Source organism: Sphingobium sp. TomTYG73 (assembly GCF_055394245.1).
The window spans coordinates 1,131,867-1,150,816 of sequence record NZ_AP027339.1 but is presented as its reverse complement, the minus strand read 5'-3'; the positions used below and the strand labels follow the sequence as shown (position 1 = coordinate 1,150,816).

Annotated in this window: 20 protein-coding genes, 1 tRNA gene and 1 pseudogene; 10 read left to right on the top strand and 12 right to left on the bottom strand. The window is 59.4% G+C overall.

All coding sequences use genetic code 11. The features are described from left to right. The first annotated feature begins 77 nt into the window (after positions 1-77). Positions 78-776: an NAD-dependent deacylase gene (locus ACZ5TH_RS05775; RefSeq protein WP_464794929.1), complete on the top strand. Its 699-nt coding sequence runs from the start codon at positions 78-80 to the stop codon at positions 774-776. 23 nt (positions 777-799) lie between these two features. On the opposite strand, the gene ACZ5TH_RS05770 is transcribed toward ACZ5TH_RS05775, so the two are convergent. The 4 genes and pseudogenes from ACZ5TH_RS05770 to ACZ5TH_RS05755 form a co-directional block, all read right to left on the bottom strand. Further along, positions 800-1,009, bottom strand: a complete 210-nt coding sequence (locus ACZ5TH_RS05770) for a hypothetical protein (protein WP_464795123.1) — start codon at positions 1,007-1,009, stop codon at positions 800-802. A 75-nt stretch (positions 1,010-1,084) separates the two neighbouring features. Next, a pseudogene (locus ACZ5TH_RS05765) lies at positions 1,085-1,132 on the bottom strand (hypothetical protein); the annotation flags it as partial. Next, positions 1,119-1,718: a sigma-70 family RNA polymerase sigma factor gene (locus ACZ5TH_RS05760; RefSeq protein WP_464794928.1), complete on the bottom strand. Its 600-nt coding sequence runs from the start codon at positions 1,716-1,718 to the stop codon at positions 1,119-1,121. The gene ACZ5TH_RS05760 and the pseudogene ACZ5TH_RS05765, both read right to left, overlap by 14 nt. Positions 1,719-1,857: 139 nt before the next feature. Beyond that, positions 1,858-2,049, bottom strand: coding sequence for a hypothetical protein (locus ACZ5TH_RS05755; protein ID WP_460985963.1), 192 nt, complete (start codon positions 2,047-2,049; stop codon positions 1,858-1,860). A gap of 117 nt (positions 2,050-2,166) precedes the next feature. Between ACZ5TH_RS05755 and ACZ5TH_RS05750 the strand changes: the two genes are divergently transcribed. The 5 genes from ACZ5TH_RS05750 to clpX all read left to right on the top strand — a co-directional run bounded on the left by ACZ5TH_RS05750 (position 2,167) and on the right by clpX (position 7,196). Beyond that, a tRNA-Leu gene (locus ACZ5TH_RS05750) sits at positions 2,167-2,251 on the top strand. Positions 2,252-2,318: 67 nt separating this feature from the next. After that, complete coding sequence (gene tig / locus ACZ5TH_RS05745; protein WP_464794927.1) at positions 2,319-3,920, top strand: trigger factor; 1,602 nt, start codon at positions 2,319-2,321, stop codon at positions 3,918-3,920. 172 nt (positions 3,921-4,092) lie between these two features. After that, positions 4,093-5,070, top strand: a complete 978-nt coding sequence (locus ACZ5TH_RS05740; protein WP_464794926.1) for a glycosyltransferase family 2 protein — start codon at positions 4,093-4,095, stop codon at positions 5,068-5,070. Positions 5,071-5,159: 89 nt separating this feature from the next. Beyond that, on the top strand, positions 5,160-5,795 hold the full coding sequence (gene clpP / locus ACZ5TH_RS05735; protein WP_449473060.1) for an ATP-dependent Clp endopeptidase proteolytic subunit ClpP: 636 nt from the start codon (positions 5,160-5,162) through the stop codon (positions 5,793-5,795). Between the two features lie 132 nt (positions 5,796-5,927). Beyond that, entirely contained in the window at positions 5,928-7,196 is a 1,269-nt protein-coding gene (gene clpX, locus ACZ5TH_RS05730; protein ID WP_464794925.1) for an ATP-dependent Clp protease ATP-binding subunit ClpX, read from the top strand. Between the two features lie 191 nt (positions 7,197-7,387). Here the strand turns inward: clpX and ACZ5TH_RS05725 are convergent, their stop codons facing one another. The 4 genes from ACZ5TH_RS05725 to ACZ5TH_RS05710 form a co-directional block, all read right to left on the bottom strand. Next, positions 7,388-8,092, bottom strand: a complete 705-nt coding sequence (locus tag ACZ5TH_RS05725) for a hypothetical protein (RefSeq protein WP_464794924.1) — start codon at positions 8,090-8,092, stop codon at positions 7,388-7,390. Positions 8,093-8,465: 373 nt separating this feature from the next. Further along, positions 8,466-9,164, bottom strand: a complete 699-nt coding sequence (gene mtgA, locus ACZ5TH_RS05720; protein WP_464794923.1) for a monofunctional biosynthetic peptidoglycan transglycosylase — start codon at positions 9,162-9,164, stop codon at positions 8,466-8,468. A gap of 139 nt (positions 9,165-9,303) precedes the next feature. Continuing rightward, positions 9,304-10,215: an RNA polymerase sigma factor RpoH gene (rpoH, locus tag ACZ5TH_RS05715; RefSeq protein ID WP_464794922.1), complete on the bottom strand. Its 912-nt coding sequence runs from the start codon at positions 10,213-10,215 to the stop codon at positions 9,304-9,306. Positions 10,216-10,292: 77 nt separating this feature from the next. Further along, positions 10,293-11,243: an RluA family pseudouridine synthase gene (locus ACZ5TH_RS05710; RefSeq protein WP_464794921.1), complete on the bottom strand. Its 951-nt coding sequence runs from the start codon at positions 11,241-11,243 to the stop codon at positions 10,293-10,295. A 17-nt stretch (positions 11,244-11,260) separates the two neighbouring features. On the opposite strand from ACZ5TH_RS05710, the gene ACZ5TH_RS05705 reads away from it, so the two are divergent. Both ACZ5TH_RS05705 and ACZ5TH_RS05700 read left to right on the top strand, forming a co-directional pair. Next, entirely contained in the window at positions 11,261-11,662 is a 402-nt protein-coding gene (locus tag ACZ5TH_RS05705; RefSeq protein ID WP_464794920.1) for a M67 family metallopeptidase, read from the top strand. A gap of 91 nt (positions 11,663-11,753) precedes the next feature. Further along, positions 11,754-12,398, top strand: coding sequence for a histidine phosphotransferase family protein (locus ACZ5TH_RS05700; protein WP_464794919.1), 645 nt, complete (start codon positions 11,754-11,756; stop codon positions 12,396-12,398). A gap of 26 nt (positions 12,399-12,424) precedes the next feature. Here the strand turns inward: ACZ5TH_RS05700 and ACZ5TH_RS05695 are convergent, their stop codons facing one another. From ACZ5TH_RS05695 to map, 4 genes are all read right to left on the bottom strand, one after another. Further along, positions 12,425-13,237: an FkbM family methyltransferase gene (locus tag ACZ5TH_RS05695; protein WP_464794918.1), complete on the bottom strand. Its 813-nt coding sequence runs from the start codon at positions 13,235-13,237 to the stop codon at positions 12,425-12,427. 226 nt (positions 13,238-13,463) lie between these two features. After that, entirely contained in the window at positions 13,464-14,876 is a 1,413-nt protein-coding gene (gene glnA, locus ACZ5TH_RS05690) for a type I glutamate--ammonia ligase (RefSeq protein WP_464795068.1), read from the bottom strand. Positions 14,877-14,980: 104 nt separating this feature from the next. Further along, positions 14,981-15,319, bottom strand: a complete 339-nt coding sequence (locus tag ACZ5TH_RS05685; RefSeq protein ID WP_196225956.1) for a P-II family nitrogen regulator — start codon at positions 15,317-15,319, stop codon at positions 14,981-14,983. 238 nt (positions 15,320-15,557) lie between these two features. Continuing rightward, the gene (gene map / locus ACZ5TH_RS05680; protein WP_464794917.1) at positions 15,558-16,382 is read right to left on the bottom strand and encodes a type I methionyl aminopeptidase; all 825 of its coding nucleotides are present in this window, start codon (positions 16,380-16,382) and stop codon (positions 15,558-15,560) included. A 78-nt stretch (positions 16,383-16,460) separates the two neighbouring features. Between map and ACZ5TH_RS05675 the strand changes: the two genes are divergently transcribed. Both ACZ5TH_RS05675 and ACZ5TH_RS05670 read left to right on the top strand, forming a co-directional pair. Then, the gene (locus tag ACZ5TH_RS05675) at positions 16,461-17,234 is read left to right on the top strand and encodes a competence/damage-inducible protein A (protein WP_464794916.1); all 774 of its coding nucleotides are present in this window, start codon (positions 16,461-16,463) and stop codon (positions 17,232-17,234) included. Positions 17,235-17,504: 270 nt separating this feature from the next. Then, on the top strand, positions 17,505-18,848 hold the full coding sequence (locus ACZ5TH_RS05670) for a UDP-glucose dehydrogenase family protein (protein WP_464794915.1): 1,344 nt from the start codon (positions 17,505-17,507) through the stop codon (positions 18,846-18,848). Positions 18,849-18,950 lie beyond the last annotated feature (102 nt).

Below are 18,950 nucleotides of genomic sequence, written 5' to 3'. Positions count from 1 at the left end.
CGTCCGATGCCAGAATGACCCCGACTTGTCATCTGGAAGCTGTAGCTTTTGGATTGAGCAGCAGACATGATGACAAGATGGACGACATCTTCGACATCGTCATTCTGACGGGCGCGGGAATCTCTGCCGAAAGCGGCCTTGCGACATTTCGGGGGCCTGATGGCTTGTGGGAAGGTCATCATGTGGAGGATGTCTGCACGCCAGAGGCGCTTGAGCGCAATGCGGCACTGGTGCATCGCTTCTATGACGAACGGCGCGCGAAGCTGCATGAAGTGGAGCCCAATGCGGCGCATCAGGCTTTGGCAGCCTTGGACGCGCAATGGCGAGGCGAGCTGCTCATCGTCACGCAGAATGTCGATGATCTTCACGAAAGGGCAGGTGCCCGCCGCCTGATACACATGCACGGCGAACTTCGATCGGCCCTCTGTGCCGCTTGTGGCAAGGGGGTGCCCTGGTCTGATCCCTTGCCTCCGGGCGCGCCGTGCGGAGCGTGCCGCAGTGCCAGCCTGCGTCCAGACATCGTGTTCTTCGGTGAAATGCCGTACCAGATGGATGTGATCGACGCGGCGCTGCGCCGGGCTGACCTATTCGTGTCGATCGGCACCTCCGGCGCGGTCTATCCGGCCGCAGGGTTTGTCCAGACGGCGCGGCATGCAGGCGCCCGGACGTTAGAGTTGAATCTGGAGCCTTCGGCGGGCAGCTTCTATTTCGAGGAAACTCGCATCGGTCTGGCCAGCGATCTCGTGCCTGATCTGGTACGGGAATTACTGGCCTAGATTCCGCAAGTGATGCCTCGGCGTCAGGCGGAGCGAAAGCGGAGCTCTCCGATTCGCGTTTCCTGATGATCGGCGTCATCGACTGTACAGACCGAGAAGATTGCGGCGATGATAAACAGGATTACGGCAACTCCAGCCGTGATCATGATATTGCGCGACAAGCGGCGCTGCGGCTCGCTAGCGATGAGCGCGATAGTCGGCAAATCGTTGTCAGCCGTCGCGCTCTTCAGCACTTCAGCGGATTCCCAAGCGGCCTCTGCCCTTGCGTAAGCTATTGCGTGCTGCGGGTCCGCTTCGATCCACGCGGAAAGTTCGGCTTCATCCTGAGCAGCCGGGTCGGTGTTAAGCCTTACCAACAGACGCGCAGCTTCCGCCTCGATTTCGTTCCTGCTGCTTGACCCTCGCCCCGACGCTTGCACGTTCGAAATCCGTTTCCTGACGTTCCGACCATGCCCGCATAACTATCGCGATGGCTTTGGCCAGATGTTTTTCAACCGTAGAAACGGACAAGGACATTTCTGCCGCTATTTCGATCATCGATCTTTCATGGATACGGCGCAGGACAAATACCCTCCGGCATTGCGGCGGAAGCGTTTCGACGATCGCTTCGATCTGCCGCAGGGCCTCGCGAGCATGAAGTTGAGCCTCGACACTGTTTTCGGCTTGCAGCAGTTCCAGGTCAGCGATCGTTTCGAAGCTGACCACCTTGTCGCGGCGGGCATTGTCGATGATCAGATTGCGGGCGATCGTGAACAGATAGGCGCGGCCTGTCGTCACATTGTTCCAATTGTCCGTGGCATAGGCACGGGCCATGACCTCGGCGACTATGTCGTCAAGCTCCAGGAAGGAAGGCAAAATCCTCCGAAGCCGACCCCGAAGTGCGGCCTCCTGTGGTAATATAACTGCCTTGAACCAATCTAATTTGGCGCGAACCCGATGCACGATGACCCCCTTGATGTCAGCCGCGCCTCTCCCGCTTTTCTTCTATCCGTCGTGGTTCAATCATGCTTGCAAGGGCCTGTCCAGCATAGGAGAGGGAGAAAATTTCTCGCCACTGCAAGAATAGACGCTGCTGATACACTCAATCCGGCGGCAATTCCGGGATGGACCGATCCGGCTGGTCAAAATCAGGCTGCGTCGGCACGAATTCGGGCGGTTCGCCCGCAGGAGTTTCATCAGGGGTAGAGGGGGGAGGCGACTCCGGGGGTGACTGCGGCTGAATCGTGTCAGGCGGGGGTACGCCGATCGGTTCCGGATCAGGCTGAGTGGCCATGTTTCTCTCCTTGTTTAAACGTTACGCCTGAGGCCCTGCGTGAGTTCCGGGCAAGTTATCCACAATTGCTTGCCTCCCCGGATGCTTTTCTCTATGCCGCGCCGACCGGCGGCCGATGCGGGCGTGGCGAAACTGGTAGACGCGCCAGATTTAGGTTCTGGTATCGCAAGATGTGGGGGTTCGAGTCCCTTCGCCCGCACCAGTGCGCCCGGCTTGTATCATGTCAGGCGCCACCTGAATTCAGCTGAAGAAAGCGTTTGAGAGAAGAGATGCAGACTGTCGAGACGTTGAACGAGGGCCTGAAGCGCGCCTACACCGTGACCATCACGTCGAAGGACATCGACGCCCGCGTGGAAAAGGAAGTGGCGGCGATCGCACCGCAGGTTCGTATGCCCGGCTTCCGCCCTGGCAAGGTGCCTGCCAACCTCGTCAAGAAAATGCATGGTGAATCGCTTCAGCGCGACGCCCTTAACAATTCGATCCAGGAAGGCATTCAGAAGCTGATCGCGGACAACAAGCTGCGTCCGGCGATGCAGCCTTCCGTGGAACTGGACGAACGCTTTGAATTCGGCAAGGACGCCGAGGTGAAGGTCGCGCTGGAAGTGCTTCCTGAAATCGCCGCGCCCAGCATCGAAGGTCTGAAGCTGGAGCGTCTGACCGTCGAAGTCGCTGATTCGCAGGTTGATGAAGCCGCTGGCCGCATCGCGACCCAGCAGGGCGCGCTGGAAGAGCATGCCGCTTCGCACAAGGCGAGGGACGGCGACACGCTGACCATCGATTTCGTCGGCAAGATCGACGGCGAAGCCTTTGAAGGCGGTTCGGCCGAAGATGTGAAGCTCAAGATTGGCTCCGGCCAGTTCATCCCCGGCTTCGAAGAGCAGCTGACCGGCGTCAAGAAGGGCGACGAAAAGACCATCACCGTCCCCTTCCCGGAGGATTATGGCGCGGCCCATCTCGCTGGCAAGGAAGCGACCTTTGACATCACCGTCAAGGCGATCCTGAACGCCGACAAGCCCAAGCTGGACGATGATTTCGCCAAGTCGCTGGGTCTGGAAGGTCTCGACAAGCTCAAGGAGCTGTTGAAGGGCCAGATCGAGCAGGAACATAATGGCCTCACCCGCACGCACATGAAGCGTAAGCTGCTCGACCAGCTTGCCGCTGCCCATGATTTCGACGTGCCGCCGAGCATGGTGGAAGCCGAGTTCGAACAGATCTGGGCGCAGCTTCAGCACGAAGCCAGCCATGAGGCGGACCCGGAAGCTGCTCTGAAGGAAATGGAAGCCGAGAAGGAAGACTATCGCGCGATCGCCGTTCGCCGCGTTCGCCTTGGTCTCCTCCTGTCCGAAATCGGTCAGGCAAATGGCGTGGCGGTTTCCGATCAGGAAATGAACCGCCTGATCATGCAGGCCGCTCAGCAGTACGGCCCACAGGATCGTGAGCGGTTCGTTCAATATGTCCGCCAGGACCCGATGGCCGCCGCTCAACTCCGCGCGCCGCTTTATGAAGACAAGGTCGTAGACTTCCTGTTCGGCAAGGCCGAAGTCACCGATCGCGCCGTCAGCCGCGAAGAGTTGGAAGCCGCGATCGAAGCAGAAGATGGCGATCTGAAGCCCCACGTGCACGGCCCGGGTTGCGGCCATGATCATCATGATCATGACGAAAAGCCCAAGGCGAAGAAGGCTGCTCCCAAGAAGAAGGCTGCGGACGCTGACGAAGCCGCGCCTGCGGCCGATGAAGCTCCGGCGAAAAAGGCTCCGGCCAAGAAGGCTGCCGCCAAGAAGGACGAGGCCGTGGCTGAAGAAGCTGCCGCTGAGGAAAAGCCAAAGGCCAAGAAGGCTCCGGCCAAGAAGGCTGCTGCCAAGGCTGAATAAGGATTGGGGTTGCCCGGCTGAGCGCTGATGTGCGCCGGGCCACTACCAAAACATGAAAAGCGTCCGTCTCCAGATGGAAGACGGGCGCTTTTCATTTAGCACTCGGCATGGCAGACGAAATGTTAATCCCGGCACGTCATGCCGCGATAAGTTCGGGTGAGGTTTGGGGCAGATGAAGGAATTTCCGGCAGTGGCAAGCGGGCAGGGGGCGGCAGGTCCGCGCATTGCCGTAATCCTGCCCTGCTATAATGAAGCAGGCGCGATCGTGAAGACGGTGCAGGATTTCCGCCGCGCACTGCCCGCCGCCGACATCTACGTCTTCGATAATAACAGCAGCGACGGCAGCGCTGAACTCGCCGCTGGAGCTGGCGCGATCGTTCGCCGCGTGACACAGCAGGGCAAGGGCCATGTCGTGCGCCGCATGTTCGCCGATGTGGATGCTGACATTTACGTCATGGCCGACGGTGATGCGACCTATGATGCCGCCGCCGCGCCCAGTCTCGTGGCCGCCATGTTGGAAGATAATCTCGACATGGTCGTTGGCGCACGCAAGAGCGAGGTGGAAGAAGCCTATCGCCGTGGCCATCGCTTCGGAAATTGGGCGCTCACCAGCCTGCTCAAGCAACTTTTCGGCCGTAGCTTCACCGATATATTGTCGGGCTATCGCGTCTTTTCACGCCGTTTCGTCAAGAGCTTCCCGGTCCTGTCCGCAGGCTTCGAGATCGAAACGGAAATCAGCGTTCATGCGCTGGAACTGGCGATGCCGGTTTCCGAAATCATGACTGCCTATGGCGCCCGGTTGGAAGGTTCGGTCAGCAAGCTGTCGACCTATCGCGACGGGTGGCGCATACTGCGAACGATCTTCACGCTCTACCGGATCGAGAAGCCGATCCTTTTCTTCGGCCTCATCGCCGCGTTGCTGGCGGCCGCCGCCGTCATTCTGGCGACGCCGTTGATCCTTACCTATCTCGATACCGGGCTTGTGCCACGCTTTCCGACCGCGATCCTCGTCACGGGGCTCATGATACTCGCCACGCTATCGGGCATGTGTGGGCTGATCCTCGACACCGTAGTGCGCGGACGCCGGGAAGTGCGGCGCCTTGCTTATCTGGCATTCCGTGCGCCTTCCGATTTCGAACCGCGCCGCTGAACTCGCGACCGGCGATCACAGGACCCCTTGAACCTGCCCGCTTTTGTGCCGATGTAGAGAGCGGGCAAAAATCACCCTGAAAGAGCAAAATGACCAATATCATGTCTGATCCCATGGCCGCGCTTGTTCCTATCGTCATCGAACAATCCAATCGCGGCGAACGCAGTTTTGACATTTTCTCCCGCCTGCTGCGTGAACGGATCATCTTCGTGACCGGTCAGGTTGAGGATCATATGGCCTCGCTCATCGTCGCTCAGCTCCTGTTCCTCGAGTCGGAAAATCCGAAGAAGGACATCTGGATGTACATCAATTCCCCCGGCGGCGTGGTGACCGCGGGCATGGCGATCCATGACACGATGAAATATATCCGGCCCCAGGTCGGCACTGTCTGCATCGGCCAGGCAGCATCCATGGGCAGCTTCTTGCTGGCAGCAGGTGAGCCGGGGAAGCGCATCGCGCTTTCCAACGCACGGATCATGGTGCATCAGCCGTCCGGCGGCGCCCAGGGCATGGCTTCGGACATCGAAATCCAGGCGAAGGAAATCCTCCGGATTCGCCGCCGTCTCAATGACCTGTATGTGCAATACACCGGCAAGTCGCTGGACGAGGTTGAGCGCGCGATGGACCGCGATACCTTCCTTGAGGCCGATGAGGCGAAGGCGTTCGGGCTGGTGGACGAGGTATTTGATCGCCGTCCAGCCGCACCCGAAACGACTGACAGCTAACATGGATCTTAATCGCGCGCGCCGTTTTCTCCCCTTGTGAAATCAGCGTGACGCGGTCTAGGATGATCCTAGGACCAGAATATCCCTCGCCGTCGCGGCTTTTCGCTTGGGGCAGGGAGGAAAGATTGGCGAATGACTAAGCTTACAGGCTCCGATTCCAAAAGCACGCTTTACTGCTCCTTCTGCGGCAAGTCGCAGCATGAGGTGCGTAAGCTGATCGCGGGGCCGACCGTCTTCATCTGCGACGAGTGCGTGGAACTGTGCAACGACATCATCCGCGAGGAGACCAAGGGCGGTCTCGTCGGCAAGAAGGATGGCGGTGTGCCGACCCCGCAGGAAATCTGCGATGTGCTGGACGATTATGTGATCGGCCAGAACCGGGCGAAGCGTGTCCTGTCGGTCGCCGTCCACAACCATTACAAGCGCCTCAATCACGGCACCAAGCCGGGTGAGGTCGAACTTGCCAAGTCGAACATCCTGCTCGTTGGCCCCACTGGCTGCGGCAAGACGCTGCTTGCCCAGACGCTGGCCAAGACGTTCGACGTGCCCTTCACCATGGCTGATGCTACGACCCTGACCGAGGCGGGTTATGTTGGTGAGGATGTGGAAAACATCATCCTTAAGCTGCTCCAATCGTCCGATTATAATGTCGAAAAAGCTCAGCGCGGCATCGTCTATATCGACGAGATCGACAAGATCAGCCGCAAGGCTGAAAACCCCTCGATCACTCGCGACGTATCGGGCGAGGGCGTTCAGCAGGCACTGCTGAAGCTGATGGAAGGCACCACTGCTTCGGTTCCTCCGCAGGGCGGTCGCAAACATCCGCAGCAGGAATTCCTTCAGGTCGATACGACCAACATCCTGTTCATCTGCGGCGGCGCCTTTGCCGGGCTGGAGCGGATCATTGGCGACCGTCTGGAAGCCAAGTCGATCGGGTTTGGCGCCTATGTCGCGGCCCCCGAAGAGCGCAAGACCGGCGAGCTGCTGCGTCAGTCTGAGCCGGAAGATTTGCTGAAATTCGGCCTGATTCCCGAGTTCGTCGGCCGTCTGCCGGTGATCGCGACACTGGAAGATCTCGACGTGACCGCATTGGTCAAGATTCTGGTCGAACCGAAGAACGCGCTGGTGAAGCAATATGGCAAGCTGTTCGACATGGAAAATGTCGAACTGAGCTTCACCGACGATGCCCTTACGGCGATCGCCAAGAAGGCGATCGAGCGGAAGACCGGCGCGCGCGGTCTGCGGTCAATCCTGGAATCGATCCTGCTCGACACGATGTTCGATCTGCCGTCGATGGAAGGCGTGGGCGAAGTCGTCGTCGACAAGGATGTCGTGGCTGGAACCAAGGAACCTATCCGGGTCTTCAGCGAAAAGGACAAACGCGCCGAAGACGCCGCCTGATCGCGGCGTTCTCTTAGGCGTTCAAAAGCCCCGCTGGATCGCTCCAGCGGGGCTTTTTGGTGGGTCGCGAAACAGGACGCCCTCTAGCCGTTTCGGTTATTCGCTGAATGGACTGTCGGCTATGACCAGAAGCTGACGTCGCTAGAATGGGCATTAGACCTATTGGATGAGCAGGGGCTCTGTTTCGGCTATCATGATTGCTCCCAATGCCATTTGCCCTTCACGCCTCCTGCAATTACCTCATCGATTACCTGCGCCTTCCAAACGATCCCAAGTTGAACGCCTAACGGATCTTCACCGATTCTACCCGAATATATGCCAAGAAAACCTGTGGCCTCGCCGATTATAGAATCGTCTCCAAACGCACCCGAGGGATTTGTTAAACCCCTCCGGACGTGAAGCACTGGCGAACCAGACATCCCCTTCCGTGTAGCAGTATCGAGCAACAGCTTCGGCAATCCTTCTAGATCGATGTCGCGTTCGGTTGCTATCGATGCCCTCTTCCAGATAGGAAAGTGACCGCCAGACATGTTGAAGGGAAAGCCCAGAACGAAGGCATCATCGCCTGCCGAGACATCAAAGCGATCCCAACGATGAAGATTTATCGGTGTAGTCGCGAACCCGTCGATCGAGAGAACTCGCAATGCTTCATCGTCCGGTACGGCACACAGCTGAAGCGCAGCTACATCGACCAATTCACGGTGTATGGGATGCACCAGCCAATTGGGTCCATTGTCAGAAGAAAGTGGCAGGCTCCATCCTCGTCGATACCACCTTCGCGCGCCTTGGGGATCGAGCGCCCAAACCCCAAGATTGAAGTCGATGTTTGTCGGCGTGAACGCCATATCCGAAAGGGCACAGTTCGCCGTGTAGTTCCAGCCTGTGAGATTGTGCATATTCGTTATTAGATACCAAACTCCACTGCTCTCCCAGATAAAGCCAGTGCCGTGAGCTTCAGCGGTTCGTGCGCCGCGCCCTCATCAGCACGAAACATGGTGATCGGTATCGACTGGTATGATTCATTGCGCGAAATTCGAACCCGCTTCATTCAGCCCCGCACCCCCAACGTTCCATTTGATCAGCACGCCAAATGCGAGGCAGCTACCATCGGATTTCTGGCGCGGCTTGAATCAATTAGCCGCCAATCATTACATAATGCGAGCGCAAGCTGGAAGTTAGGAGGATGCGCGACAGGCATGACACCCACTTCCGCCGAACTGACGTTTCTATGCGGAACGCCTGCTTTCCACCCAAGCACGACGCCCTCATTCACCGCACGCAACTATCCAAACCGTCCCGCTGCACCACCCCGATCCGGCTTGTGATGCTGTTGCCATATCGCCGGGTAAAGCCTTGCGGCGCAATCGCGCCCCTTTTCTTGGGCAATGGCAGCACGGCAGCAAGACGGGCCGCTTCCCCGCGCGTCAGCTTGCCCGCCCCATGGTGGAAATAGCGCATGGCACCAGCCTGCACGCCATAAGTCCCAATCCCCGTCTCCGCGACGTTCAGATACACCTCCATGATCCGCCGCTTGCCCCAAATCGCCTCGATCAAGACAGTAAACCAGGCTTCAAATCCCTTGCGGATGAAACCGCCACCCTGAAACAGGAACACGTTCTTCGCGGTTTGCTGGCTGATAGTCGATCCGCCGCGAATCCGTCCGCCACTGACATTGTGACGGAGGGCTTGCGCGATCGCGACCGCGTCGAAACCATGATGACTGCAAAAGCGGCTGTCTTCGCCCGCAATGGCCGCGCGCGCCATGTTCGGATCGATATCGTCCAGACCCACCCAATCCTTGGTGATGCCATTCGGATCGGCCAGCATCGTCAACGTCACGGGGGGCGGCACGAAGCGATAGAGCAGCACCAACAGCAATGAGAGCGCGACAAAGCCGCCCAATATCCGGATGACGAAGCCGGCCCAACGGAAGCGGCGGCGAGACGAAGCGGCGATGGTGGCACTCATTTGCTCGTTCGTAGCGCGATCCGTCGAGCATTCAAGTTGGCACGCACCGCCGAGCCAATCCGCCATAAATCGGTCGCTGCTAACGCCACAAAAAAAGCCCCGGATCACTCCGGGGCTTCCTAACTCATTGTAATGAGCGTCAGGCCAGTGCCAACCGCATCTTGCCCAGCTTGTCGCCAGCAATCCGCATCATGGCCTTTTGCAGCTTTTCAAAGGCGCGCACCTCGATCTGGCGAACACGCTCACGCGACACGCCGTAGACCTGGCTCAGTTCCTCGAGCGTCTTGGGCTCTTCGGCCAGACGCCGCTCGGCAAGGATATGCTTTTCACGATCGTTCAGATCATCCATCGCCTCGACCAGCATATCGTGACGCAGCGTCTTTTCCTGCTCATCCGCGACCAGCTCGTCTTGCAACGGGTCGGTGTCGGCCAGCCAATCCTGCCATTGCCCTTCGCCGTCCTCGCGCATCGGCACGTTGAGCGACGTGTCGCCGCCCATCGCCATGCGACGGTTCATGGAGACCACGTCTTCCTCGGTCACGCCCAGGTCGGTAGCGATCTTTTTGACGTCGTCGGGGTGAAGGTCGCCATCCTCGAACGCTTCGATGTTGTTCTTCATCCGGCGAAGGTTGAAGAACAGCTTCTTTTGCGCCGCAGTGGTGCCCATCTTCACCAGCGACCAGCTGCGAAGAATGAATTCCTGGATCGACGCGCGAATCCACCACATGGCGTAAGTGGCCAGGCGGAAACCGCGTTCCGGCTCAAACTTCTTCACGCCCTGCATCAGGCCGATATTGCCTTCGCTGATCAACTCGCTGACCGGCAGGCCATAGCCGCGATAACCCATGGCGATCTTCGCAACCAGGCGCAGGTGGGACGTCACCAGTTGCGCCGCCGCTTCGGGATCCTGATGTTCCGCGTAACGCTTGGCGAGCATATATTCCTGCTCAGGCGTCAGCAGCGGAAACTTGCGGATTTCCGACAGATAGCGGTTGAGGCTGGCTTCACCGCCCAGCGCTGGAACCGCGGGGACATTGCTTTTTGCAGCCATGTCGCTTCACCTTTCCCTTTCGTGCGCGGCGGGACCCAGAAGAGGCATCCGATGCGCCGTCGCAAACTTGTCAAAACCTATACGTGGAGCTCGCTTAACAGTTCCTGCATGTCGGCAGGCAGTGCGCTGTCAAAGCTAAGTTTTTGCCCCGTCACCGGATGTATGAACCCCAGCTGTTTCGCGTGCAATGCCTGCCTTCTGAAACGCATCGTTTCCAGTATCGTTTTGAAACCTTTTCTCTCTCTACTGTAAACCGGGTCGCCGATCAAGGGGTGACCCAGATGTGCCATATGAACGCGCACCTGATGGGTCCGTCCGGTTTCCAGCTTGCATTCCACCAATGCCGCGCCGCTCAGGCGCTCGATCGTACGATAATGGGTGACAGCATGCTTGCCACGTCCTTCGCGATGGACCGCCATTTTCTTGCGGTCCGTATCCGACCTTCCGATCCAAGTGTCGATCGTTCCAGCTGCCGGTTGGGGAAGCCCGTAGACGATCGCTGCATATAGCCGGTCGATGCTGTGCGCCTTGAACTGCTGTGCCAGCCCTTCATGCGCCCGGTCGGACTTCGCCACGACCAGAAGGCCGGACGTGTCCTTGTCGATCCGATGGACGATGCCGGGCCGAGCCACACCGCCAATGCCGGATAATTGCCCGCGACAATGATGCAGCAGTGCGTTGACCAGCGTCCCGTCCAGATTGCCAGCCGCCGGGTGGACCACCAGACCCGCTGGCTTGTCGACGACGATCAGGTGGGCATCCTCATGCACGATGGTCAGCGGAATATCCTGGGCGATCGCTTCGGCATCGGCGGGCGTTGGAATGCTGATCTTAAAAGTCTGACCATCGGCTACCTTCGCCGACGGGCTCAGCGTTCTTCCCGCGAGTGTCACTTGACCATCGACGATCAGGCTCTTCAATCGTTCGCGTGAAAGTTCCGGAACCAGTTCGGCAAGCGCCTTGTCCAGGCGAAGGCCATGCTGCGCTTCGCCTATCGTCGTCTCGATGATAGAATCCCCCGAACCCATTGGTTAAGCATGTAAGAATGATGGTCCGCATTTCAAGATTGCTGCTGGAACAGATCATGTCTCACGCGGCCAGCAGCGCTGACGAAGTCTGCGGGTTGCTGCTGGGGCATTTCGGCTGCATCACGCAAGCGCGTCCGGCAGAAAATGTCGCGCCTGATCCGGCACGGCATTTCGAACTTGATCCAGCGGCGCTCCTTGCCGCTCACAAGGCCGCGAGGGCGGGTGGGCCAGCCGTAATGGGCCATTATCACTCGCACCCTGGCGGTTGCCCTGAACCATCCGCCACGGATGCGGCCTGTGCGGCCCCCGATGGTAGCCTGTGGCTTATCATAGGCGGTGGGGAGGCGCGGCTTTGGATCGCAAGCATGGGGCGGTCGGAAAAGGTGACATTTTCCGAGGCAATGCTCGACATCATGTGAGGCAAAGGCGGCAGGCCGGGGTTGCATCATCTGGCCCGGCAGCGCATTAGCCTGTCATTCCTTCCAGTTATTTCCGGCGGCAGAACCCTTCATGACCAACCCGACCGACAGCATCGAATTTGCCAGCTTGCTTTGTTCGCGCCTGTGCCATGATCTGCTGAGCCCGGTCGGCGCCCTAAACAACGGTCTGGAGTTGATGGCGGATGAAACCGACCCGGAAATGCGCCAGCGTTGCCTCGATCTTCTGGCCGACAGCGCGAAAACTTCGGCCAATAAGCTGAAATTCTTCCGGCTTGCCTTCGGGTCGGCGGGCGGATTCGGCGACGCGGTGCCCACGCACGAAGCCCGCGTGGCGATTGAGGGCATGTTCGCGGCGGGCCGGGTCAAGGTCGGCTGGCTTGTAGACGACGACATGCTCGACAAGCTACCGGTCAAGGTGTTGCTGAACCTCGCCCTCATCGCGGGCGACGCACTGGTGCGCGGTGGCCAACTGGACATCGGCGCTGAAAAGCGGCCTGGCGTCACGGAAATCGTGGTCCGTGCCGAAGGTCCCAAGCTGGTGCTGGACCCCGATCTTCGCGCCGCTCTGGCAGGAACGCTCCCGGAAGACAGCCTCGCGTCACGCACAGCAGCCGCGTGGATGATCCGCAGCCTGGTGACGAGCGTGGGAGGGGAGGTCGCGCTATCCCCTGCCGGAGAGCCCGTGCTGCTCTTCGGGGCCTCTATCCCTGGATGAAGCTGTCCTGATCCGGCGCCGCCTGTTTAGGTGCGGATACTTCCCGACTGTTCTTCGGGTATGAAGAAGCGGTTCGGTCCTTGGTCTGCATCCGGGCCGAAGGGCTTCAGGCGGTTATCGAACGCCTTGTAACCCGCTGCCGCCATCAGCTGCATCACGGCGTCTTCCTGATTGGTCACTTCCACCATCAACTTGGGCCGATCGCGGGCCAGGCATTCGGTCATGCCGCTCAACGCCATCAGTTCCGCGCCCTCGATATCGATTTTCAGGAAGTCGGGCCTGATCATCCTCGACGCCACGAAGCTGTCGATGGTGGTCACATTCACTTGCATCTGGTTGTAATGCTGGTTTGAAAAGGCGTTCTGGTTATTCCTTTCCAGATTTTCATAATCCTGGATCAGGGACGAGTTCTGGCCCGACAGATTTTCGACGTAGAATGACGCCTGTCCTACCGTATCCCCGACAGCTTCCGGGATGATTTCCACCTGCGGGAATGACGCCACGTTGGCGGTCAGATAGCGGAGATTGTCGCGGCTGGGCTCGAAGACGAAGACATTGCCCTCACGACCGGTCAACTTCGCCAGGTAGATGCTGATATATCCGATGTGGGCGCCAGCTTCGATCACGGTGTCACCGGGCTGGATGAGCCGCGCAAGGCTGGACATCACACCACTTTCGCGCCCCCGGCCATGATACCAGTAGCCGCGGTGACGAAACAGATTGAGGCGTAGTTTCGCGCCGTCGACCCAATGATGAGAGATGGTTATATCTCGGGACGCGAGCCGCGGCAGGATCGCGAAAGCCGCACGCCGTAAGAAGCGATGGCGATGCAGGCCCATGGATCTAAGTGTGGGGATACCCGCCGACGGTTGCATGTTGGTCACGGCCTGCCTCCATTTTGGGTACGTTGATATCCCACATGGACGGCGCGGCAATCATCAATGAAGGCTTACTCATCATGGCTATCAGGTTGCGCAAATGTTTCTGATTTCGTTGGCCCAACCCAAAGAAAAAGCCCGGCCACTTGCGTGACCGAGCTTCTTTCTTGCCGGCAACCCGAAAAAATCAGGCGCTGTAGTACATGTCGAATTCGACCGGCGAGGGAGCCATTTCCCAGCGGTACACTTCGGGCCACTTCAGCTCGATATAGGCTTCGATCTGGTCCTTGGTGAACACGTCACCCTTCAGCAGGAACTCATAGTCGGCTTCCAGGCTGTTCAGCGCTTCACGCAGCGAACCGCAGACGGTCGGCACCTGGCTCAGTTCTTCCGGCGGCAGGTCATAGAGGTTCTTGTCCATCGCGGAACCCGGATGGATCTTGTTCTCGATGCCGTCCAGACCAGCCATCAGCAGCGCTGCGTAGCAGAGATAGGGGTTCGCCATCGCGTCGGGGAAGCGGAACTCAACGCGCTTTGCCTTCGAACCCGCGCCGTACGGAATACGGCAGGAGGCCGAGCGGTTGCGCGCCGAATAGGCCAGCAGAACCGGCGCTTCGAAGCCCGGCACCAGACGCTTGTAGCTATTGGTGGTCGGGTTGGTGAAGGCGTTCAGCGCCTTCGCGTGCTTGATGACGCCGCCGATGAAGTAGAGGCACATGTCGCTCAGGCCGGCATAGCCTTCGCCCGCGAACAGCGGCTTGCCGCCGTCCCAGATGGACATGTGCGTGTGCATGCCCGAACCATTATCCTGAGCGATCGGCTTGGGCATGAACGTCGCGGTCTTGCCATAGGCCTGGGCGACCATCTGCACGACATACTTGTAGATCTGCATGCGGTCGGCGGTCTGGACCAGCGTGCCGAAGGTCAGGCCGAGTTCGTGCTGGGCAGCGGCCACTTCATGGTGGTGCTTGTCGCAGGGCAGACCCATTTCGAGCATGGTGGTGACCATCTCGGCGCGGATGTCGGTGGCCGGATCGACCGGAGCGACGGGGAAATAGCCGCCCTTCGCGCGCGGACGGTGAGCAAGGTTGCCGCCCTCATATTCGCGGCCGGTGTTGGTCGGCAGTTCGATGTCGTCGATCTTGTAGAAGGACTCGTTATAGTCGTTGTTGAAGCGGACGTCGTCGAACATGAAGAATTCGGCTTCCGGGCCGACATAGACGGTGTCGCCGAAACCAGCCGACTTCACGAAGGCTTCCGCGCGCTTCGCGGTTGAGCGCGGGTCACGGGTGTAAAGTTCGCCGGTGTCGGGCTCGACGATGTCGCAGAACAGGATCAGCATCGGGGTGGCGCTGAAGGGATCGACATAGACGGCGTCTAGGTCCGGCTTCAGGATCATGTCCGACTCGTTGATCGCCTTCCAGCCTTCGATCGACGAACCGTCGAACATCAGGCCTTCGTTCAGCTCATCTTCGCCCAGGACCGAAGACACCATGGTCAGGTGCTGCCACTTGCCCTTGGGATCGGTGAAGCGCAGATCGACCCACTCGATCTCCTTCTCTTCGATCATCTTCAGGATGTCTTTTGGCGTGTTGGCCATGTGCGCTTGCCCTTCTTTCATATTTGCCCCCCCGAAGGGGTAGTGGATGTTGCAGTTCGTCAGCTCCTTTACGAAGCTGACGCGAAATCAAAATTGGTGGAGAATCAGATAGCGTCGCTGTCCCGCTCGCCGGTGCGGATGCGAACCGCGCCTTCGATCGCCGAGATGAATATCTTGCCATCGCCGATCCGCCCGGTTTGCGCGGCGGCGGAGATCGCCTCCACCACGCGGTCTGCCAAGGCGTCGTCCACGACCACCTCCAGCTTCACCTTGGGCAGGAAATCGACGACATATTCAGCGCCACGATACAGTTCGGTATGGCCCTTTTGACGGCCAAAGCCCTTGGCCTCCGTAACCGTGATGCCGGACACGCCCACTTCGTGGAGCGCTTCCTTCACCTCGTCGAGCTTGAACGGCTTGATGATCGCCTCGATCTTTTTCATCACTCTAATCCCAACTCAAACGCGCGCGCGATGACGAAGTGATCTTCGCCCTCATCATTTAAAAGCGACGATCTTCATGTCCCCGAGACATGCGCCGTGCCCTTCAACAATCAATTACCGTGCCAAACGGCGAATCGCTACGCCACGCTTTCGGCGATGCCGCAATCTTTGTCCATATTGCCTGATTTCAGGGCAATATTGTCCCACTGTGCCCGATTTTTAGGCAGTGTTTTTCAGCTCAATAGGGCGGTGTGTCGAGCCCGGCCGGGCTCTTCGTGAAAATCTCGCAGCCAGTTTCGGTAATCCCGATGCTATGTTCGAACTGCGCGGACAGCGTGCGATCACGCGTGACGGCGGTCCATCCGTCTTCCAGCATCTTCACGCCGGGCTTTCCGATGTTGATCATAGGTTCGATGGTGAAGAACATGCCGGGGCGCAGTTCCGGCCCAGCGCCCGGTCGGCCGATATGGACGACTTCGGGACTGTCGTGAAAAACGCGGCCCAAACCATGGCCGCAAAAATCGCGGACCACGCCATAGCGATGTTTTTCGGCGTGCTTCTGAATAGCATGGCCGATGTCGCCCAGATGGTTGCCGGGCTTTGCCTGTTCGATGCCCAGCATCAGGCATTCATAGGTCACTTCTACCAGCCGCCGTGCCTTGATGCTGGTCTCGCCGACAATGAACATCCGGCTGGTATCGCCGTGCCACCCATCGACCAGCGGCGTCACGTCGATATTCAGGATATCGCCATCCTTCAGCTTCATGTCGCCCGGGATGCCATGGCAAATGACATTGTTGAGCGAGATGCAGCAGCTGTGCGTATAGCCGCGATAGCCAAGGGTGGCTGGCACGCCGCCGCCGTCGAGTGTCATGCGCCGGACGATGTCGTCCAGTTCGCCCGTGGTCACGCCCGGCACCACATGCGGCACCAGCGCATCAAGGATTTCGGCAGCGAGCCGTCCCGCCTTGCGCATGCCTTCGAAACCAGCGGCGTCATACAATTTGATCGCGGTCGATCGCGAAATCGGCGCATCGGCCGTCATCGTCATATATTCGGTCATGTCCCGGTTATAGTCGGCGCAGCACGATATTGCGAGGCCCCGATCGTGTCGGGCTAGGCAGCCGACGCGTCAAACGCTATGGCCAGCCTCATGCCCGTAACCGAACGTATCTGGACCGCCGCGCTGATCGTGATCGGAGACGAGATTCTGTCCGGCCGAACCCAGGACAAGAATATCGCGCAGATCGCGTCCTGGCTGAATGTACAGGGAATCAGGCTGCGGGAAGTACGCGTGATCGCGGACGACAGCGACTCCATCGTTGAAGCGGTAAATGCGCTTCGGGTGCGCCACGATTATCTGTTCACCACCGGAGGCATCGGACCCACGCACGATGACATCACTGTCGATGCGATCGCTCGCGCCCTTGATGTCGATGTCGAAATTCATCCGCAGGCCCGCGCCATGCTCCAGGGCTATTATGAAACGCGGGGCGGGCTGACCGACGCCCGGCTGCGCATGGCCAGGGTGCCTGCCGGTTCCGATCTTATCGAAAACCGCATGTCCGGCGCGCCTGGCATTCGACATGGCAATATCTTCATCATGGCGGGTGTGCCGCACATCACGGCTGGCATGCTCGACATGCTGACCGGCACGTTGGAGGGCGGCCAACCCTTGCTGTCGGCGCAGATTGGCTGCTGGGTTGCTGAAAGCGAAATAGCCGACCTTCTCGCCGCGACGGAGCGCACGCATGAAGGCTGCCAGATCGGCAGCTATCCCTTCTTCCGGGATGGCCGGACGGGGGCAAACTTCGTCATCCGCTCAACCCGGGCCGCAGTGCTGGAGCAGTGCATTGCCGATTTGAGCGCTCGACTGGAGCAAGGCGGCTGGCCGGTCTTCGCTGGCGGCATCTGACACGGTTTCCTACCAGCAACTGGCTGGTTCCACGCCCATATGTGTCTGCTTAGCGGCAGGTTGCGTTGCATCAACTCAGTGCGAGACGCTATGCTGCGCTGCATCAATAGCTGGCTGGTTCCAGCTTTTGGATGTCGGGCTTCACGCTTGGGCATCCGATCCATGGCGAAAGGCTAAGCCCATCAGTCCCGCGCTCGCGGGATCGGCTTTTTGCGCCTTTTTCTCCGGATCGCTGCGCAAGGGGGAGCCGCTTGTTAAGGAGAATAGGTGATGCGGATCGTGATGACCGGATCGGGCTATGTTGGGCTGGTTTCGGGCGCATGCCTTGCCGACTTTGGGCATGATGTCGTCTGCGTAGACAAGGACGTAGCCAAGATCGAAGTGCTACGCGACGGCGGCGTGCCGATATACGAACCGGGGCTCGCCGACCTGATCGCGCGCAATGTGAAGGGAGGGCGCCTTACCTTCACCACGGACCTGGCGGCTTCGGTGGCGGAGGCGGACGTCGTCTTCATCGCCGTTGGCACGCCTGCGCGCCGGGGCGATGGTCACGCCGACCTTAGCTACGTCTATGATGCCGCTCGCGAAATCGCGTCCGCATTGCGTGGCTTTACGGTCGTCGTCACCAAATCGACTGTTCCCGTCGGAACAGGCGATGAAGTGGATCGCATCATCCGCGAAGCCAACCCGGCTGCGGAGTTTGCTGTCGCCTCCAACCCTGAATTCCTACGCGAAGGCGCGGCGATCCAGGATTTCAAGCGGCCTGATCGCATCGTCATCGGCATCGAGGATGATCGCGCCCGGCCTTTGATGGAGGAGGTGTATCGCCCGCTTTATCTGAACCAGGCACCGATTCAGTTTACCGGCCGACGCACCAGCGAGCTTATCAAATATGCCGCGAACGCCTTCCTTGCGATGAAGATCACCTACATCAACGAGATCGCGGAACTGTGCGAACATGTCGGCGCGGACGTTCAGCAGGTTGCGCGCGGCATCGGCCTCGACAACCGCATCGGCAGCAAGTTCCTCCATGCTGGTCCCGGCTATGGCGGCTCCTGCTTCCCGAAAGATACGCTGGCGCTGGTGAAAACGGCTGAAGACGCGGGCGCGCCGATCCGCCTCATCGAAACAACCGTTGCGATCAACGAAAGCCGCAAGCGTGCCATGGCCCGCAAAGTGGTCGCTGTGTGCAACGGTTCCGTTCGCGGCAAGACGATCGGCGTGCTGGGCTTGACCTTCAAGCCGAACACGGACGACATGCGGGACGCGCCATCACTCTCGATCATCCAGGCGTTGCAGGATGCGGGTGCCCAGGTCCGCGCCTATGATCCGGAAGGAATGGAGGCCGCTCGATCCATGCTGCGCGGTGTCGATTTCTGCGCCAATCCCTATGAGGCCGCCCAGGGCGCTGCGGCGGTGGTGATCGTCACCGAATGGGACGCGCTCCGTGCGCTCGACCTGCCGCGCCTGCGATGCGTGATGAGCGGTGAGGGCCTTGTCGATCTTCGCAACATCTACCGGGCCGCCGACGCGGAAGCGGCGGGCTTCTCCTATGTCAGCGTAGGCAGGGGCGCAGAACCGGAGCTTGAAACGCTCATCCAGGCAGCGGAATAAAGCTCACCTGTATCGGCTCATCGCAAATGCTCCAGCTTTGCGATGAGCCGTGCTTGACCGGAAGTTTTTGTTAATCTTCGTATAGGACCCTCAAGGGGCTAA

Coding starts and splice junctions, on each gene's coding strand:
- ACZ5TH_RS05775 (WP_464794929.1), top strand. CDS start 78: ATGGACGACATCTTCGACATCGTCATTCTGACGGGCGCGGGAATCTCT.
- ACZ5TH_RS05755 (WP_460985963.1), bottom strand. CDS start 2,049: ATGGCCACTCAGCCTGATCCGGAACCGATCGGCGTACCCCCGCCTGAC.
- tig (WP_464794927.1), top strand. CDS start 2,319: ATGCAGACTGTCGAGACGTTGAACGAGGGCCTGAAGCGCGCCTACACC.
- ACZ5TH_RS05740 (WP_464794926.1), top strand. CDS start 4,093: ATGAAGGAATTTCCGGCAGTGGCAAGCGGGCAGGGGGCGGCAGGTCCG.
- clpP (WP_449473060.1), top strand. CDS start 5,160: ATGACCAATATCATGTCTGATCCCATGGCCGCGCTTGTTCCTATCGTC.
- clpX (WP_464794925.1), top strand. CDS start 5,928: ATGACTAAGCTTACAGGCTCCGATTCCAAAAGCACGCTTTACTGCTCC.
- ACZ5TH_RS05725 (WP_464794924.1), bottom strand. CDS start 8,092: ATGCACAATCTCACAGGCTGGAACTACACGGCGAACTGTGCCCTTTCG.
- mtgA (WP_464794923.1), bottom strand. CDS start 9,164: ATGAGTGCCACCATCGCCGCTTCGTCTCGCCGCCGCTTCCGTTGGGCC.
- rpoH (WP_464794922.1), bottom strand. CDS start 10,215: ATGGCTGCAAAAAGCAATGTCCCCGCGGTTCCAGCGCTGGGCGGTGAA.
- ACZ5TH_RS05710 (WP_464794921.1), bottom strand. CDS start 11,243: ATGGGTTCGGGGGATTCTATCATCGAGACGACGATAGGCGAAGCGCAG.
- ACZ5TH_RS05705 (WP_464794920.1), top strand. CDS start 11,261: ATGATGGTCCGCATTTCAAGATTGCTGCTGGAACAGATCATGTCTCAC.
- ACZ5TH_RS05700 (WP_464794919.1), top strand. CDS start 11,754: ATGACCAACCCGACCGACAGCATCGAATTTGCCAGCTTGCTTTGTTCG.
- ACZ5TH_RS05695 (WP_464794918.1), bottom strand. CDS start 13,237: ATGGGCCTGCATCGCCATCGCTTCTTACGGCGTGCGGCTTTCGCGATC.
- glnA (WP_464795068.1), bottom strand. CDS start 14,876: ATGGCCAACACGCCAAAAGACATCCTGAAGATGATCGAAGAGAAGGAG.
- ACZ5TH_RS05685 (WP_196225956.1), bottom strand. CDS start 15,319: ATGAAAAAGATCGAGGCGATCATCAAGCCGTTCAAGCTCGACGAGGTG.
- map (WP_464794917.1), bottom strand. CDS start 16,382: ATGACCGAATATATGACGATGACGGCCGATGCGCCGATTTCGCGATCG.
- ACZ5TH_RS05675 (WP_464794916.1), top strand. CDS start 16,461: ATGGCCAGCCTCATGCCCGTAACCGAACGTATCTGGACCGCCGCGCTG.
- ACZ5TH_RS05670 (WP_464794915.1), top strand. CDS start 17,505: ATGCGGATCGTGATGACCGGATCGGGCTATGTTGGGCTGGTTTCGGGC.